Origin of the sequence: Saccharibacillus sp. WB 17, from assembly GCF_008634075.2 — a bacterium.
Classification (GTDB): Bacteria; Bacillota; Bacilli; order Paenibacillales; family Paenibacillaceae; genus Saccharibacillus; species Saccharibacillus brassicae.
Window position 1 is genome coordinate 39,367 of sequence record NZ_VPFK02000044.1, and the last position, 15,048, is coordinate 54,414.

General features: G+C 60.7%; 19 protein-coding genes. All 19 read right to left on the reverse strand.

The window, feature by feature from the left end:
* Positions 1-23: 23 nt before the first annotated feature.
* Positions 24-407: an aspartate 1-decarboxylase gene (gene panD / locus FTE24_RS19855; protein WP_141445871.1), complete on the reverse strand. Its 384-nt coding sequence runs from the start codon at positions 405-407 to the stop codon at positions 24-26.
* Positions 400-1,314 (reverse strand): pantoate--beta-alanine ligase, encoded by a 915-nt coding sequence (gene panC / locus FTE24_RS19860; protein ID WP_150229656.1) that lies wholly within the window; start codon positions 1,312-1,314, stop codon positions 400-402. Before panC ends, panD begins: the two co-directional genes overlap by 8 nt.
* The gene (gene panB, locus FTE24_RS19865) at positions 1,311-2,240 is read right to left on the reverse strand and encodes a 3-methyl-2-oxobutanoate hydroxymethyltransferase (protein ID WP_150229657.1); all 930 of its coding nucleotides are present in this window, start codon (positions 2,238-2,240) and stop codon (positions 1,311-1,313) included. Before panB ends, panC begins: the two co-directional genes overlap by 4 nt.
* Before the next feature lie 437 nt (positions 2,241-2,677).
* Positions 2,678-3,658, reverse strand: coding sequence for a biotin--[acetyl-CoA-carboxylase] ligase (locus FTE24_RS19870; RefSeq protein ID WP_237401864.1), 981 nt, complete (start codon positions 3,656-3,658; stop codon positions 2,678-2,680).
* Between the two features lie 116 nt (positions 3,659-3,774).
* Positions 3,775-5,130 carry a CCA tRNA nucleotidyltransferase gene (locus tag FTE24_RS19875; protein ID WP_337190072.1) on the reverse strand — a complete coding sequence of 452 codons (1,356 nt, stop codon included), beginning with the start codon at positions 5,128-5,130 and terminating at the stop codon, positions 3,775-3,777.
* Between the two features lie 45 nt (positions 5,131-5,175).
* Positions 5,176-6,336: an N-acetyl-alpha-D-glucosaminyl L-malate synthase BshA gene (gene bshA, locus FTE24_RS19880; RefSeq protein ID WP_150229663.1), complete on the reverse strand. Its 1,161-nt coding sequence runs from the start codon at positions 6,334-6,336 to the stop codon at positions 5,176-5,178.
* 148 nt (positions 6,337-6,484) lie between these two features.
* Entirely contained in the window at positions 6,485-7,195 is a 711-nt protein-coding gene (bshB1, locus tag FTE24_RS19885) for a bacillithiol biosynthesis deacetylase BshB1 (protein WP_150229665.1), read from the reverse strand.
* Complete coding sequence (locus FTE24_RS19890; protein WP_170314886.1) at positions 7,188-7,613, reverse strand: methylglyoxal synthase; 426 nt, start codon at positions 7,611-7,613, stop codon at positions 7,188-7,190. The genes bshB1 and FTE24_RS19890 overlap by 8 nt, the downstream gene beginning before the upstream one ends.
* Before the next feature lie 36 nt (positions 7,614-7,649).
* Complete coding sequence (gene dapB, locus FTE24_RS19895) at positions 7,650-8,450, reverse strand: 4-hydroxy-tetrahydrodipicolinate reductase (protein ID WP_150229667.1); 801 nt, start codon at positions 8,448-8,450, stop codon at positions 7,650-7,652.
* Entirely contained in the window at positions 8,447-8,800 is a 354-nt protein-coding gene (locus FTE24_RS19900; RefSeq protein ID WP_150229669.1) for a nucleotide pyrophosphohydrolase, read from the reverse strand. The genes dapB and FTE24_RS19900 overlap by 4 nt, the downstream gene beginning before the upstream one ends.
* A 103-nt stretch (positions 8,801-8,903) precedes the next feature.
* Complete coding sequence (locus FTE24_RS19905) at positions 8,904-9,566, reverse strand: DUF1405 domain-containing protein (RefSeq protein WP_150229671.1); 663 nt, start codon at positions 9,564-9,566, stop codon at positions 8,904-8,906.
* A gap of 128 nt (positions 9,567-9,694) precedes the next feature.
* Positions 9,695-9,913, reverse strand: coding sequence for an IDEAL domain-containing protein (locus FTE24_RS19910; RefSeq protein WP_141445882.1), 219 nt, complete (start codon positions 9,911-9,913; stop codon positions 9,695-9,697).
* A gap of 370 nt (positions 9,914-10,283) precedes the next feature.
* Positions 10,284-10,889 (reverse strand): histidine phosphatase family protein, encoded by a 606-nt coding sequence (locus FTE24_RS19915; protein ID WP_150229673.1) that lies wholly within the window; start codon positions 10,887-10,889, stop codon positions 10,284-10,286.
* A gap of 51 nt (positions 10,890-10,940) precedes the next feature.
* Positions 10,941-11,573 (reverse strand): hypothetical protein, encoded by a 633-nt coding sequence (locus FTE24_RS19920; RefSeq protein WP_150229675.1) that lies wholly within the window; start codon positions 11,571-11,573, stop codon positions 10,941-10,943.
* Complete coding sequence (locus FTE24_RS19925; RefSeq protein WP_150229677.1) at positions 11,563-12,168, reverse strand: RNA polymerase sigma factor; 606 nt, start codon at positions 12,166-12,168, stop codon at positions 11,563-11,565. Before FTE24_RS19925 ends, FTE24_RS19920 begins: the two co-directional genes overlap by 11 nt.
* A gap of 175 nt (positions 12,169-12,343) precedes the next feature.
* Positions 12,344-12,967: an immunity protein Imm33 domain-containing protein gene (locus FTE24_RS19930; protein WP_150229679.1), complete on the reverse strand. Its 624-nt coding sequence runs from the start codon at positions 12,965-12,967 to the stop codon at positions 12,344-12,346.
* A gap of 19 nt (positions 12,968-12,986) precedes the next feature.
* Entirely contained in the window at positions 12,987-13,439 is a 453-nt protein-coding gene (locus tag FTE24_RS19935; protein ID WP_150229681.1) for a hypothetical protein, read from the reverse strand.
* Positions 13,436-14,161, reverse strand: coding sequence for a DUF4274 domain-containing protein (locus FTE24_RS19940; RefSeq protein WP_150229683.1), 726 nt, complete (start codon positions 14,159-14,161; stop codon positions 13,436-13,438). The genes FTE24_RS19935 and FTE24_RS19940 overlap by 4 nt, the downstream gene beginning before the upstream one ends.
* 237 nt (positions 14,162-14,398) lie before the next feature.
* Complete coding sequence (locus tag FTE24_RS19945; protein ID WP_150229685.1) at positions 14,399-14,746, reverse strand: hypothetical protein; 348 nt, start codon at positions 14,744-14,746, stop codon at positions 14,399-14,401.
* Between the last annotated feature and the right edge of the window lie 302 nt (positions 14,747-15,048).

Genomic DNA, 15,048 nt, shown 5'->3' on the forward strand with positions numbered 1-15,048 from the left:
CCCGGCAGGCCGGGATTCGCCGTTTAGCGAATCGTCGCGTGAATTTCCTTCACGGCCGTCTCGACAGCGCGGTTGTCCGCATCCACGAACACGACCGTCGGCTTGTGCAGATGCGCTTCTTCGTTCGACATCGAAGCGTACGAGATAATGATGACCGTATCGCCCGGCTGCACGCGGCGGGCGGCCGCGCCGTTCAGGCAGATCACGCCGCTTCCGCGCCGTCCGGGAATGACGTACGTCTCCAGACGTTCGCCGTTGTTGTTGTCGACGATCTGGACTTTTTCATTTTCCAGCAGATCGGCCGCTTCCATCAAATCTTCGTCGATCGTAATGCTGCCGACGTAATTGAGATTCGCTTCCGTGACGGTTGCGCGGTGGATTTTGGATTTCATCATCGTTCTATGCATGCAGGTCAGCCTCCTTGAGCTTCATAATGACATTGTCGATCAGGCGGGTCGAACCGAACTTGACGGCAAGCGCGAGGATGACCGAACCGCCGGAAAGCCGAAGGTCGGCCATTTCGCGGTCTGCGACAAGCGGTTCGAGATTCGGGAACGTCAGCAGTTCCACGTAATCGATCTCGGCGAGCGACGAAGCCTGGATCGCTTGCGTCACCTCGTCCGTGATCTCGCGCGACGTGACGGAGCCGTCCAGCTCGATGCGGGCTTGTGCTTCGCGCAGCGAACGCGACAGCACGAGCGCTTCCCGGCGCTGCTCGGCGCTCAGATACACGTTGCGCGAACTGAGCGCAAGGCCGTCCGCTTCGCGCACGATCGGGCACGGCACGATGACAACGTCCAGATTCAGGTCGGTCACCATCTTTTGCAGCACGGCGACCTGCTGGGCGTCTTTGGCGCCGAAGTACGCCCGGTCCGGCTTGACGATATGGAACAGCTTGGAGACGACCGTCGCCACGCCGTCGAAATGGCCCGGGCGCGAAGCGCCGCACAGACGCTCGGTGACTCCCGTGACCGTGACAGTCGTTCTGCGTTCTTCCGGGTACATCTCGTCCACGGAAGGCAGGAACACGACGTCCACGCCTTCGCGCTCGGCCAGCTTCAGATCGGCTTCTTCGCTGCGCGGATAGCGGTCAAGGTCTTCGCCCGGCCCGAACTGGATCGGGTTGACGAAAATGCTGAGCACGGACACGCCGTTCTCCTGGCGCGAACGCCGAAGCAGGCTGGCATGCCCTTCGTGCAGATAGCCCATCGTCGGCACGAAGCCGACGGCATTGCCCTGCGCCGAAGCGCGGCGTTCTTCGCGCAGCCCGGCGATCAGGGCGCGTGCCTGGACGATCGTGGTGGCGATCTTCATCCTTGCGCCCCCACTTTCTTCTGCTCGGCAGATGCCGCTTCCGGCTGGGCGCTGTCGGCTGCCGCACGTCCGCCGCCGTAGAGCGAATCAAGCGATTCGCTGACGCCTTCGTCCGCTTTGAACACATGCTGTTCGGCCGGGAATGCCCGGCTTTTCACTTCGTTCACGTAATCGGCGATGCCGCCGCGAATCTGCTCGCCGACGTCGGCGAACGTTTTGACGAATCTTTTTTCCATATAGGGCGAAGCATACTTCACCACGTCATGGAAGACGAGTACCTGGCCGTCGCATTCGCGGCCGGCGCCGATACCGATCGTCGGGATTGACAGTTCGCGGGAGATCGCCGCAGCGGTCTCTTCCGCCACCAGCTCCAGCACGACCGCAAACGCTCCGGCTTCTTCCAGCGCTTTCGCTTCGTTCATGAGGCGCTTCGCGTCTTCGGCGTCTTTGCCCTGCACGCGGTAGCCGCCGATCGTGTTGACCGACTGCGGCGTCAGGCCGATATGGCCCAGCACCGGCACGCCGGCCTGCACGATCGCTTTGACGGCGGCAGCGATCTCCAGGCCGCCTTCCACCTTGACGGCGTGCGCGTGTCCTTCCTGCATGAGGCGGCGCACGCCTCTGAGCGTTTCATCTATGCTTCCGTGGTACGTCATAAAAGGCATGTCGGCGACGATGAACGTATTGCCCGCTCCCCGCGCCGTCGCTCTCGAATGATACACCATATCGTCCAAAGTGACGGGAATCGTCGAATCGTAACCGAGTACGACGTTGCCGAGGGAATCTCCGACCAAGATGAGATCCACGCCCGCTTCCTCCGCCAGTTTCGCGGATGGATAGTCGTACGCCGTAATCATCGTCAGAGGTTCCTTTTGTTGTTTCATTTTACGGATTTTCACTACGTTTAACGGTCTTTTCGCTGCCATGGGATCAGGCTCCTTTTGTGGATAGTGGAGGCTGTTTGCACCGGATTTACAACTGCGTCCAGCACAAATAGCCTTTTGCTGTCACCAAAAGGGCCGAAAGGTAAAGAAGAAACGGGTGCGATGATTCGCTTCTCCCTTCTGTCTCGGTCCTTGTAAGGCTCAGAGCAGAACTGCAGGGTTATCGACAGCCGGGGCGATTGCGCCCGGAATCGATCTTGCAACTTCAGGCTTGCAACTTCAGAATTGAAACTTCGGGTGTGCCGCTTCAGGGGTGATCGGCCTTGCCGAGCCCGAAAGTGCTGCGGACGTAGACAATGTTGCGATTCGCGGCAGTGCAGTTCGGCTTTCTTCAGCCGATACCGCCTCCACATCGCAAGTATACCAAAACCTTGTCGATAAATCATCCCATCTGCCGATCTTCGGAAAAAGGAGCGGGCCTACTGGCCGCTTCCCGCTCCGCCGGCCGGTCCCGGATACAGTTCCACGTCGCCCGAATAGACGGCGGCGAGGCTTCCGTCTTCGGCGCGCATCAGCAGTTCGCCCTGCGCGCCGAGTCCTTCCGCGCGTCCGCGCCGTTCGCCGCGCACGTCGCGTACGACGATCTCTCGTCCCAGCGTGACGCTGAGCGATTCCCACAGCAGCCGGATCGGTTCGAAGCCGCTCTCGGCATACAGCGCGTACAGCGTCTCGAACTCGTTCATGACGGCGGCGATCAGCGCCGAACGATCGACTTCCGTTCCCGATTCGCGCCGCAGCGAAGTGACGCGGTCGCGCAGTTCCTCGGGGTAATCGGACTCTTCCAGATTCGCGTCGATGCCGATGCCCATGATGCAGTGCCGGATGCCTCCGTCTTCGACGACGGCTTCCAGCAAAATGCCGCACAGCTTGCGGCCGCCTGCGAGCAGGTCGTTCGGCCATTTGATGCCGGCTTCCACGCCGCTTGCGGCGCGAATCGCGCGGCAGACAGCGACCGCCGCCAGCAGCGTCAGCTGCGGCACGGCGGTCAGCGGCCCTTCCGGGCGCAGCACCGTGCTCATCCAGACGCCGCGGCCGGGCGGCGAATGCCAGGCGCGGCCTTGACGGCCGCGGCCCGACGTCTGCTCTTCGGCGACGACGAGCGTGCCTTCCGGGGCGCCTGCGCGCGCCAGTGTCTCCGCTTCGGTCTGCGTCGAATCGGTCTTGGCCAGTACGGTCAAGTTACGGCCGAAACGCTCCGTCCGAAGTTCGGCCGCGATCCGGCGCATATCGAGCGCCGACGCCGTCGCCGCCAGGCGATAGCCGAGCTTGGGCGCGGCTTCGAACACGTAGCCGGCGTCCTTGAGCCGGCCGATCCGCTTCCATACGGCTGTACGGCTCACGCCGAGCCGGCGGCTGATCTCCTCGCCGGACAAATAGTCGCCGCCCGCCGCTTCGAACATATCGAGCAGCCGGTCGCGGCTGTCGCCTGCATTTTCCCTGCCGTCCGGAACCGGCGCCGACGACTCCGACGACTCCGATTTTTCCGGTTCGCCGAGGCTTCGCTTTTCGCTTTCGGTCATATGGGCCGCTCCTCCTTCTGCGCTTGAGTCTCGTTCTTCGCCAGCAGCGCTTCCAGCCGGAGCGCTTCCGCCAACAGCGCTTCGCGCTCGTTGGCGATCTCGCCGAGCGCGACGGCTTCGAGCAGCCGCCGGATCAGGGCGCCGAGCCACGGGCCGGGCGCCCGGTCCAGCTGCCCGGCGAGGTCGTGCCCGCCGAGCGCAAGTTCGCGCGGCGACTCCGCCGGGATCGCCGCCAGCCAACTGGCCGCGCGTTCAAGCCGCGCGGCAAGCTTTTCGTCCGCTCCATGCAGCGCGGAGCGGTACGCAAGCCAGGTTTCGGCCGCCGTCCGGCCGAAATCGAGCACGCAGCGGACGAATACCGTCCGCGCGTCCGCTTTCCGCGGCTGGTGCGGTGGCGCAAATCCGCCGGCTTCGGCGGCGCCTTCGAACAACCCCGCCGTATTCATCGCTTCGTCGATCCGCAGCAGCGCCGCAGCGGATTTGGCGAATCCGCCGGAGAACGTCAAGCTTTTGAGCCGGCTTTCCGCTTCGTCGCCGGGCACGCCCAGCCCTTGCAGCAGCGCCGCCCAACGCAGTTCGCCCGGCTTGGGCGGCAGATCGTCCAGCCGCTCCGAAGCCGCAGCCCGCAAAGCCTGCGGCTGCAGACCGATGCGGGCGTCCTCCAGCAGGCCGCTGCGCGCAAGCAGCCGCAGCCCTGCGGACGGCTGCGGCCCGCCGATCATTTTCTCGAGTTCGGCGCGGATCCGCTCCGCCGCGATATGGCGCATATTTCCGCGCAGTTCAAGCAGCGCTTCCCATGTGCTTGGCGCAAGTTCGAAGCCGAACACGGAAGCGAACCGCACTCCGCGCAGCATCCGCAGCGCGTCTTCGCGGAACCGCTCGCGAGCTTCGCCCACGCAGCGGATCAGGCCGCGCTCCAGATCGGCGAGCCCGCCGTACGGATCGACGTATTGTCCGCCCGGCAGCCGGGCGATCGCGTTCATCGTAAAATCTCTCCGGCGCAAATCTTCGTCGAGCGACCGGACGAACGTCACTTCGTCCGGCCGGCGAAAGTCCTGATACGCCGATTCGGTCCGGAACGTCGTCACTTCGAACGGCATTTTGTCCAAAATCACGGTCACCGTACCGTGCTGGATCCCTGTCGGCACGGTGCGCGCAAACAATCCGATCACTTCTTCGGGCCGCGCCGACGTGGCGATGTCCATATCGTTGACCGGCCGGCCGATCAGCTCGTCGCGGACGCAGCCGCCTACCCAGCAGGCGGTATGCCCCGCTTTTTCAAGGACGCCAAGCAGGTCCGCGCTGAGCCTGACCTGCTCCGGATCGGCATGCTTCCACTGCGTCACAGTCACAGTCTTCAACTCCGTTTCTGTCTCGTTCCGGGCGCAGACCGCCGATCAGCGGCTTTGAACGACCGCTTCCGGCAGCCTGCGACCCAATACGCGATAGTAGATTTCTTCGTACTCGCGCATAATTTTCTGATCGCAAAAACGCGTATGCGCCCGGTCGAGGCACGCTTCGCGCATCCGCGCTTTCTCGGCCGGATTGTTCAGCAGGCCGACGGCATAAGCGGCCATCGCGTCCGTATCGCCGATCGGAGCCAGATACCCCGTAATGCCGTGCTCGACCAATTCCGGGATGCCGCCCGCTTCGGAACCGACCGTCGGCACGCCGCAGGCCATCGCTTCAAGCGCGACCAGTCCGAAGCTTTCTTTTTCCGACGGCAGCAGCAGCAGATCCGCCAGCGAGATAACCTGCGCGATTTCGTCCTGTTTACCGAGAAAATGCACCCGGTCTTCCAGACCCAGCTCGCGGATCTTGTTTTGGACTTTGGGCATGTCCGGCCCTTCGCCGACGAGCAGCAGCTTCGACGGGACTTCGCGGTTGACGCGGTCGAACACTTCGATCACGTCGGACACCCGCTTGACCGGACGGAAGTTGGAAATATGCATCAGTATTTTTTCGTCCGGCGCCGCGAACTCGCTGCGCAGCCCGCTCACTTCGCGCGGATAGTACACTCTTTTGTCGATAAAATTGTACGTCAGGTCGATATCGCGCGTAATGTCGAGCGCCGTGCGTGTCTGGCCGATCAGGTCGGCCGATACGGCCGTTACCGCGTCGCTGCGGTTGATGGCGAGGGCGATCAGGTCTTTGAGCGTCTCGTCCTGTCCGAGCACCGTAATGTCGGTTCCGTGCAGCGTCGTGACGATCTTGAGGTCGTCGCCGACCATCTGCTTCGCCAGATAGGCGCAGACCGCATGCGGCACCGCGTAGTGCACGTGCAAAATATCGAGCTTTTCCCGTTTGACCACCTGGGCCATTTTGGAAGCCAGCGACAGATCGTACGGCGGATAACGGAATACGTAATAGTCGCTGACCTCGACTTCGTGATAATGGATATTTTTATGGAAGGCTCCCAACCGGAAAGGAATGCTGTGCGTAATAAAATGGACCTCGTGTCCTTTTTCCGCCAGCAGCTTGCCAAGTTCCGTCGCTACCACTCCCGACCCGCCGAGCGAGGGGTAGCAGGTGATGCCGATTTTGAGTGTTTCGTTCATTAAGCCCGGAACTCCTTTCTTGCCGGTCCCACATAAAGGGCGCCTGGTCGTTTCTTGATTGGACAACTTGATTGGTCAATAGGTGTGCGAGTTTCCTGTGCGCGAGTTCCCGATAAGGGTTTCGCCCCGCGATCGAACAAGGAATCCGTTAAAATAAATCGACTTTGTGCGGCAGCCGGGAAGCGAATCCTTCCGCATACCCGATCCCGCCTTTTTGGCCGAGCAGCGAATCGCGCGCTTTGACCCGTTCGACGTACTGCGCGGTCAGCGGCGTATCGACAGCGTCGCTTCCTTGCGACGGGCCGGTAAACTGCGACGCGTAGCAGCGCAGCGCCTGTTCTTTGTCCGCGTACACGTCCGTGACGTCGACCATCAGGTCGGTACGTCCCGGATCGTTAATGAAATAAAAATAGAGCTGCTCCACCGTCACCGGCGGCATTTCGGGCATGTAGCGGCGAAGTTTGGCGTTGAATACCGCTTCCTGCACAAGGCGGCTGCACGAAATATGGTCCGGGTGCCGGTCTTCCCAATATGGGGCGAACACGACGCGCGGTGCCCATTTGCGAATCTCGGCGGCCACTTTGCGCAGATGGTCGTCGGTCAGAAACAGGCCGCGGTCCGGCAGGCCCAGATTGGAGCGCATGGCGAGGCCGAGTACGGCGGAGGCCGACTCGGCTTCTTGGACGCGCAGCTCGACCGTGCCGTTCGAAGACATCTCGGCGAACGTCAGATCGCAGATGCCGACGCGAAGGCCGGCGCGGGTATGCTTGACGATCGTGCCGCCCATTCCGATCTCGGCATCGTCCGCATGGGCGCCGAAGACGAGCAGGTCAAGCGGCCGATTCTGCGGTTCATTCATTGCCCTGAAGTCCCGGCTTGTATTTATGTACCAGCTCGCGCCAGCCGAAATCGCCCCGCATCAGCGCCTGGACGAGAATCTCCGCCGTCGCGACATTCGTCGCCACCGGAATGCCCTGCACGTCGCAAATACGCAGCAGCGCCGTAATGTCGGGCTCATGCGGCTGGGCCATCAGCGGATCGCGCAGGAAGATGATCAAATCCAGCTCGTTCTCGGCTACCATAGCCCCGATCTGCTGATCGCCTCCGAGCGGTCCCGACATGAACCGGTGGATCTGAAGCTGGGTCGCTTCCATGATCCGCTGCCCGGTCGTGCCGGTCGAATACAGCTGGCAGCCGTCGAACGCTTTTTCGTAAGCGGTGACGAAATTGACCATCTCGTCTTTTTTGCGGTCGTGCGCGATAAATGCTACCTTCATCGAAATCCCTCTTTCCGGCTCTATTGATCGAACGGCCTACATCAAATGCTCGAATCCGTAGACCATGCCTTCGTATTCCATCACTTTTTTGATGCCGATGTTCACGCCCGGCATGTAGCCGGCACGCTCGTACGAGTCATGGCGAATTTTGAGGCTCTGCCCGTACCCGCCGAAGATCACTTCCTGCTGCGCGAACACGCCCGGCAGACGGACGCTGTGAATACGGAATCCTTCATATTCGCCGCCGCGCGCGCCCGGCAGAATCTCTTCTTCGTTCGGGTTGCCCTGCTTGATCTTCTCGCGGCCCTGCGCAATCAGTTCGGCCGTCTTGATCGCGGTGCCCGAAGGCGCGTCCAGCTTCTGGTCGCCGTGGGTCTCGATAATCTCGACGTGCGGCAGGTATTCCGCGGCTTTGGCCGCGAACTGCATCATGAGGATCGCGCCGATCGAGAAGTTCGGGGCAATCAGCCCGCCGATATTCGCTTCGCGGCACAAGGTGTCCAGTTCTTCGATCTGCTGCGGCGTAAAGCCCGTCGCGCCGACAACCGGACGTACCCCGTGCTTAATCGCCGTCACGGTGTTGCCGTATACGACCGAAGGCACGGTAAAGTCTACCAGCACGTCCGGCTTGGTCTGCGCAAGCGCCGCGTCGAGGTCGCTCGTCGCGATAAGGCCGCACGGCTTGAGGCCGACGAGTTCGCCGGCGTCGGTGCCCGCTCCCGACCGGTCAACAGCCGCCACCAGTTCCAGCCCTTCGTCCGCCAGCACCATTTTGACGACTTCGCGTCCCATTCTTCCGCCTGCTCCGGCTACCGCCACTTTGATTGTTTTGCTCATTGTTCGTTCTCCTCCCGCTCCGCTTCGGCGTCGATCCGCGTCCAACGGTCTTTGTCGCGCGTATTGAATTTATGCATGACCCGGTCATGCGCCTCGGTGAGGTCGATATTCAGCGAATTGGCAAAACAGAGCGTAATGAACAAAATGTCGCCCAGTTCCAATTCGATCGAATTGTCGTCTTCCCCGCTCTTTTTCGGTTTCTCCCCGTGACTGTGGTTAACTTCGCGCGCCAGCTCCCCGACTTCTTCGGTCATCCGGGCCAGCATCGCCAGCGGACTGAAATAACCTTCCTTGAACTGCGAGATGTAGCCATCGACTTCCCGCTGCATTTCCGCCAGACTTTTCTCCATGGCCGGTCCTCCTTTTCCGCGTTTGCTGCTTGATGATGATGTTCCGCAGCGCTCTTCCCTATGTTATCGCAAAGACATTTTGAAAACAATGACATAACAAGGGTTAGCCAGAACGACGCCCGGACGGATGTTTCGACCTCCAGCGCCGTCCGGCGAGCGTAATCGCCGCCCATCCGGCCAGCACGCTTAACGCCGTCAGCGCAACCGTGAAATTCCGCACCTGATCCAGACGGGCCAAATGTTCCGGCGACAGATAAGGGAAAATCCCGTATGTATAATCTACCGTATCGTTGGCGAATGTCCAGAGCGCGGCCGGAATAAGCCAGAGCGCGCCCAGACCGAAGAAACGGACGTACATCAGCGCTTCGACCGCCATGACGCCGTGCGAAGCGATCAGCATCCAGCTCAGCGGCTCGATCGGGTAGCCCAGCGCGGCGTCCCACACAATGATCGAGATCGCCCATACGCCGTATTTGACCGACGTGACGACCGCCAGCGCTTCGATCAGCCGCACCGCTCCGCGCATGAAGCGCGACGCCGGCGGAAACAGCAGGCCGAGCAGGGCAAGCGTAAAGAACAGGCTTCCCGTCGGGCTGTCCGGCACGAACACGATCTGCCACGCCGGCTGCGTGTGCCAGACGTTGGCCAACTGGTCGCCGTACCAGATATACCCGTATACCGTTCCGATCAGGTTGCTGACGAACAACAGCCACAGAATGCGGCGGTCGGTCAGCAGGGCCCGGCTCCACAAAAACGAAAGCGACATGATTTTCCTCCCGAATAAAAAGATGAGGCGGCTTCGGCGTGATGCCGAAGCCACGCCTTCACAAAAAGCCCGACCGCATCGGCGGTCGGGCTTTGGGTGAACCCTGTTCTATTTTAACTGTGACTTCTTTAAGTTGGCAAGCGCGAGGATTCGACCGGCAGGATTCCGTTCTCCAATGTGTTCAATTCGCTGGTCAGCGCCAGGAAAGCCAATTCATCCCCGTTTGCGAGCGCGGCGTCGATCTCCTGCTGCAGCATCTCGCAGCGCCGTTTGCGCAGCGCTTCGTCCCATACCATCTCGGCGGCCAGACCCAACATCACTTCGTAAGCGGCTTTCATCTTGTCCAAAGGACGCACCTCCCGAGTTTCTCGTATCGTCACCGGCAATCGTTACGGCTTCCACGACTTCTGTCGGAGTCGGGATTTCCCCCGCGTACCCCTGCATCATTGTTGCTCGAAATAAAACTGTGAGCGTCTTCAATTTTGGCATCCCCAAAGCGACGGGAACCAAGAAGCCGACTCCTTTCTCTTGTTATAACCATAAATCCAAGACATGCACCAGAAAACGGAAAAATTCTGCTTATTTATTTAGCCAGGAGGCTTACAAGTCGCCGCCGATCCAAAAAAAGCTCCGCTTCGGCAAAAAGCCGAAGCGGAGCTTGGAATGCAAATTCAGTGCTGTTGCGCATCGTAACGTGCCGCGCACGACAGGGAACAATCAAGGCCGGCGCGTATCGCTTACCGGCTCTTCCGACAGGTGCCGGGTGCAGTTGTACAAAAGCGGCTCCCACAGGTCGCCCTGCTTCTCCAGCACCGTCAGCGACAAATTGCCGATCCGGTCGGTATAGCGCCCTTTGTACAGCGCCGCATACACCTGCGCAAGCAATCCGCCGTGCGTCACGACGAGCACGCTGCCGTCCGGGTACTTGACGTCCAGGTCGGCGATAAACGCCAGCGCGCGCTCTTCGAGCGCTTCCAGCTTCTCCTGCCCGACGTCCTGCAGATTCCAGTCGGCCCCGAAGCGTGCCTCGCGTTCGGCCTGCGTCATGCCTTCCACCTGGCCGAAGCCGCGCTCCGCAAGCCGCGGATCGGCTTCAAGCAGCGGCAGGTTCAGCCGGCCCGCAATGATCTCCGCCGTTTCCTGTGCCCGCAGCAGGCCGCTTGAGACGACGAAGTCCCACGCATACTCGTCCTCGGCCAGGCGTTCGGCCAGCTTGGCGGCCTGCCTGCGGCCTTCGTCGTTCAGCGGAATGTCGCTGCGCCCCTGAATGCGGCCCGCCGCGTTCCAATCCGTAAGTCCGTGTCTGATCAATCCGATACGCATGAACGTCTCCACAACCTTTCTTCATGCTGCTTGCGCGCGCTTGCGCCTTACTTACTTGCGCATCGTCGCGATGCGGGTGAGCGACAGCAGCGCGAGCGCCATGCCGGTCAGCGACAGGAACATCCAATACTGCGGATGCGTCGGCCCGATCTGCGCCACCAACGGTTCGACGATGCCCCGATCGGCTGCTGGACGTGTCTGCGCCGCGGCTTCCGACGTTTCGGATACGCCCGAATCGACCGTAAGCGGCTGCACGATTACGCCGGCCGGTACGCCGCGCGTGGCGCTTTGTTCCCGGTCGGGAATACCCCAACCGGCCAGATAGATAAAGCTGACGAGAAAAACGGCGAGCAGCGCGGCGACCCACACGGCTGCCCGGCTGCGAAACCGGTGCTGCGACGCGTACGTCTTGGATTCGCCCGGCAGCAGCCACGGAGACTCTTCGTAGATCCGGTCCATCACTCCCAGATTCATACGCTCCGCGTCCACATCGGGCATGTCCGTGCCCGCTTCGCGCAGCAGCTCGTCCAAATCGGGGAAATCGTCGAGATCGAACGCTTCGGCCGGACGGTCTTCCGGCCGGGCCGGATTCTCTTTCGGATCGCCCGGAAGGCCGGCTTTGCGCCCGGCATTCGGATTCCAGCGCGTACCTGTCCGGTGTCCGCCTTCTTCTCTACCCTTCATTGGGTCTCATCCCCTTGTACATCTCTTCTTCGTATACCGGACCGTAATAATACGGTTCCAGCTGGGTTTTGATGCTGAGCCGGGCACGGAACAGCAGCGATTTGACCGAACTGATGCTTTGGCCCAAAATGCGGGCGATTTCCTGATAATCCATCTGGTCGTATTCGCGCAGAATCAGCGCCGCGCGCTGTTTCTCCGGCAGATTGTCGATCGCCGTCCGCACCATGCCGACCTGCTCGCTGCGCAGCAGCGCTTGTTCGGGAGCCGCATCGGTCGAAGAATCGGTGACCAGCTCCCCGTCTTCGAGCGGCACGTTCATCGCCCGGTTGCGGCGAAGTTCGCTCAAAGCGGTGTTTCTTGCGATCGTGTACAGCCAGGTCGAAAAAGAAGCTTCCACTTCCCGGAACGATTGCAAACTCTTGAATGCTTTATAAAAAGTTTCGGAACTGACGTCTTCGGCCAGATGACCAAGACCCGCGCCCTTTAACATATAATACGTAAACGCCAGGATTTTGCGCTGGTAGCGCCTCATGAGAACCGAGTACAGTTCGACATTCCCCGCTTTAATTTCCCGAATCAACTGGGAATCTTCCATCGAATAACGCGCCCCTCTCTAGCTCGCCGCAAAAAAATCTACAGCCTATTTTATCATATGGCCCGTATTTTGCAAAAAATCCGAGTAATCGATTCATAGACGCACGGGCTCGCGATAAGGTTGCATCAAATGGCGAATTTTCTCTCTTTATTTATGGATTACCCGTTTTTCGTCCTTATTTACCGCTCGGCCATACATTCCGGTCTTCCGCGTCGAGCACCGCTTCCACGTCTTCGCCATGCAGGACGGCGACGTACCCTTTGGGCAGCGCCAGCGTCTTAAGCACGCCGGGGCGCCGGCTCAGCAGCTGGAAGACGTAATAGCGCCGCAGCTCGCCCGCGTCGACCTGCCCGCCTTGCGCCGGACCCAGATACCAGCCGGACACGCCTTCACTCCGGTGCTCCGTGCGCTCCAGATAGACCCGCTCCGCATCCAGCGCCTGTTCCGACGAGATCAGCGTGTCCTGGAACAGCGTCGCTTCGCCTTGGGCTCCAGTCAGTTTCAGTACGTAATTTTGTTCCAGCTGCACGGTCAGCGTCTCGGTCAGGTCGTCGGTCGTGCGCTCGAACGGATTGGACGCATAATCCGGCGCGAGGATAGTCACGTTCGAATCTTCCCGCTCGTGCACGAACAGGATGCTCCAGCCGACCTGGATTTTCATGCCGTCTTGAAGAAAGCCCGCTTTGGCTTCAGTGTCCGCAAACAAATCGAGCAAAAATTCGCCCTGCGCTTCGAGCGCTTGATCGCATTTGACGGAAAAGACGCGCGAGCCGATCGTTCGGGTTCGGATGATCTGCATCGTAAGCCTCCTTAACTATTCATGCTTGATGGCTATCGGCGATTCGCCGTTGTTCGTTCCGGTATTCGTTGTAGGTCCAGAAAGCGTCTTCGCGCCCGCCGCCTTCGAGCAGCACCATGACCGCGTAAGACAGCATATCGATCCACTGCGCCATCCGCTGCAGCTGTTCGTCGGAGATCAGCCCGTTGCTGCGCAGCATGCCGTCCGGTTCGATCGCCCAGGCTCTTGCGTATTGGCACAGGCTCCAGAACGCGGACACGACGCTGCGGTCCAGCGATTCCCGCTCCAAGTCGTCCGCCAGCATGTCGAGAATGCGCATCAGTTCGTGAAAATGATCTTCGTTCAGCGTGCCGCGAAACGGGCGCAGCATGCCGAGGAATCCGTCGGCCGCCGCCGCTTCGCCTGCCGGATCGTTTTCCCCGTAGACAAACGCATGCTGCTTCAGACGTTCGATCGCCTGTTCCCGGTTCATGAACGTTCCTCCGGCATCGCCGCTTCCAGCCGGGCGCGCAGACGTTCGGCCAGCTTGCGGAAAGCGGCTTTCTCTTCGTCGTCCGCGTAATCTTCCTTGCGCAGATCGAGCCAGTAATCCCCGTCCGCCAGATCGTACATGTCGAGCAGCGTAATTTCGGCGCAGGCCGGATTGTCGATCGCGGCCAGCATCGGCTCCGGTCCGTCGTCCCAGTTATAGCCGTTCACAAAAGCATGCAGCAGCACGGGAGAATCGCTCTCCGCGATCGCCTGCAGCAGCCTGCGCGGGTCTTCCTCGCCCAGCATCCGGTCCAGCGCCTGCTGCTCGTCCGGCATCAGCGTGAGCCTTACCGCTCCCTGCGTGTCCATCAGCAGGTCCGCCAGCGCCCGATCCCCGCGCGCCACGGCCGCGTTCCACGGCGTCGAGCGGATGCCCCGCGGCGAATCGATCCGGGCTCCGTACTTGAGCAGCAGCTTGACCGCTCCCGACTGGTGAAACTTGATCGCTTTGAGCAGCGCCGTTTCGCCCAGCTTGTCTTCGATCTCAAGCTCCGCTCCCCGCTCCAGCAAAATCTCTACCGCGTCCGGCGGCAGCTTGTACGTCATAAACAGCATCAGCGGCGTGCGGCCGCGCTCGTCTCTCTCGTTCACGTCCAGCTCGCCGGCCGCCGTGCGTACGGCATGCACGTTTTTGGTTCTCGCGATCTCCGCCCAATTGGTCATGTTCTGGCTCCTTTACAGCTTCGTTCTCGGTAAGTCCTTATCCTACAGTATCCTATGCGTAGACGTTCAGTTCAAGTCGAAATCGCGGATTGGCGCGCTTCGCGGCGATTTTACGGGGTTCGCCGAGCATTCACAGGGCGTTTGGGAGCCACTTTCCGCCCGTTTCGAACACAAACAGGCGGCAGCTCCGTCCGAACCCGGAAGCTCCCGCCTGTTCTTTTCGCCGCCGACGAACGTTTACGTCCAGTTCGGCAGGCGCATATGCGTTTCCAGCCGTTCGATCAGCGGCGCCCCTTCGCGCAGACGCAGTTCGTCGACCAAATACCCGGCCAGCACGCCGCTGCCTTGCGGTTCGAACTTGAGCAGGTAGCGTTGAAGCAGGACGCTTCCCGCCGGATCGCCCTGCGGACCCCGCCGCACGTACACTTCGTGGCCCCGCTCCCGGTGCAGCGCGTTGAACAGAATCGACCCGTACCCTCCGTCGACCGGCTCGGCCGAAAAGTCCGGTTCGTACAGCTCGTTCACGTCGATCGTCCAACCTGCCGGTATGCGCAGCGGTTGGAGCGTCGGCTTCGCTTCCGCCATTTTCTTGTCCTCCTGACTGTGGTGCAACTTGCGACTGCTGATTCATTACCCGGCAAGCGACCTGTCGGCACAGGAGGACGCAAATTAAATGCGGACAAAAAAAAGGCCGCTCACTGTGAGCGGCCCGTGTACTACGTCGAGTACACTAAGTTATAGGAGTGGAGAGAAACCATACTGTACGTTTATTATATGTATACGCTTCCAAATTGTCAACGCTTTCTTTTCCTTTTTTGCTGCAAACTTGATTACGCGTATAAAAAGCCTGCCAGCAGCGGCCGACAGGCTTTGGGATTTGATTGATC

What these genes read in the sequence shown, in the direction of transcription:
- FTE24_RS19940 (WP_150229683.1), bottom strand. Translation starts at nt 14,161, where the DNA reads ATGACCAATTGGGCGGAGATCGCGAGAACCAAAAACGTGCATGCCGTA.
- panD (WP_141445871.1), bottom strand. Translation starts at nt 407, where the DNA reads ATGCATAGAACGATGATGAAATCCAAAATCCACCGCGCAACCGTCACG.
- bshB1 (WP_150229665.1), bottom strand. Translation starts at nt 7,195, where the DNA reads ATGAATGAACCGCAGAATCGGCCGCTTGACCTGCTCGTCTTCGGCGCC.
- FTE24_RS19890 (WP_170314886.1), bottom strand. Translation starts at nt 7,613, where the DNA reads ATGAAGGTAGCATTTATCGCGCACGACCGCAAAAAAGACGAGATGGTC.
- FTE24_RS19900 (WP_150229669.1), bottom strand. Translation starts at nt 8,800, where the DNA reads ATGGAGAAAAGTCTGGCGGAAATGCAGCGGGAAGTCGATGGCTACATC.
- panC (WP_150229656.1), bottom strand. Translation starts at nt 1,314, where the DNA reads ATGAAGATCGCCACCACGATCGTCCAGGCACGCGCCCTGATCGCCGGG.
- dapB (WP_150229667.1), bottom strand. Translation starts at nt 8,450, where the DNA reads ATGAGCAAAACAATCAAAGTGGCGGTAGCCGGAGCAGGCGGAAGAATG.
- FTE24_RS19915 (WP_150229673.1), bottom strand. Translation starts at nt 10,889, where the DNA reads ATGCGTATCGGATTGATCAGACACGGACTTACGGATTGGAACGCGGCG.
- FTE24_RS19870 (WP_237401864.1), bottom strand. Translation starts at nt 3,658, where the DNA reads ATGTTCGAAGCGGCGGGCGGCGACTATTTGTCCGGCGAGGAGATCAGC.
- FTE24_RS19925 (WP_150229677.1), bottom strand. Translation starts at nt 12,168, where the DNA reads ATGGAAGATTCCCAGTTGATTCGGGAAATTAAAGCGGGGAATGTCGAA.
- FTE24_RS19930 (WP_150229679.1), bottom strand. Translation starts at nt 12,967, where the DNA reads ATGCAGATCATCCGAACCCGAACGATCGGCTCGCGCGTCTTTTCCGTC.
- panB (WP_150229657.1), bottom strand. Translation starts at nt 2,240, where the DNA reads ATGGCAGCGAAAAGACCGTTAAACGTAGTGAAAATCCGTAAAATGAAA.
- FTE24_RS19945 (WP_150229685.1), bottom strand. Translation starts at nt 14,746, where the DNA reads ATGGCGGAAGCGAAGCCGACGCTCCAACCGCTGCGCATACCGGCAGGT.
- bshA (WP_150229663.1), bottom strand. Translation starts at nt 6,336, where the DNA reads ATGAACGAAACACTCAAAATCGGCATCACCTGCTACCCCTCGCTCGGC.
- FTE24_RS19905 (WP_150229671.1), bottom strand. Translation starts at nt 9,566, where the DNA reads ATGTCGCTTTCGTTTTTGTGGAGCCGGGCCCTGCTGACCGACCGCCGC.
- FTE24_RS19920 (WP_150229675.1), bottom strand. Translation starts at nt 11,573, where the DNA reads ATGAAGGGTAGAGAAGAAGGCGGACACCGGACAGGTACGCGCTGGAAT.
- FTE24_RS19935 (WP_150229681.1), bottom strand. Translation starts at nt 13,439, where the DNA reads ATGAACCGGGAACAGGCGATCGAACGTCTGAAGCAGCATGCGTTTGTC.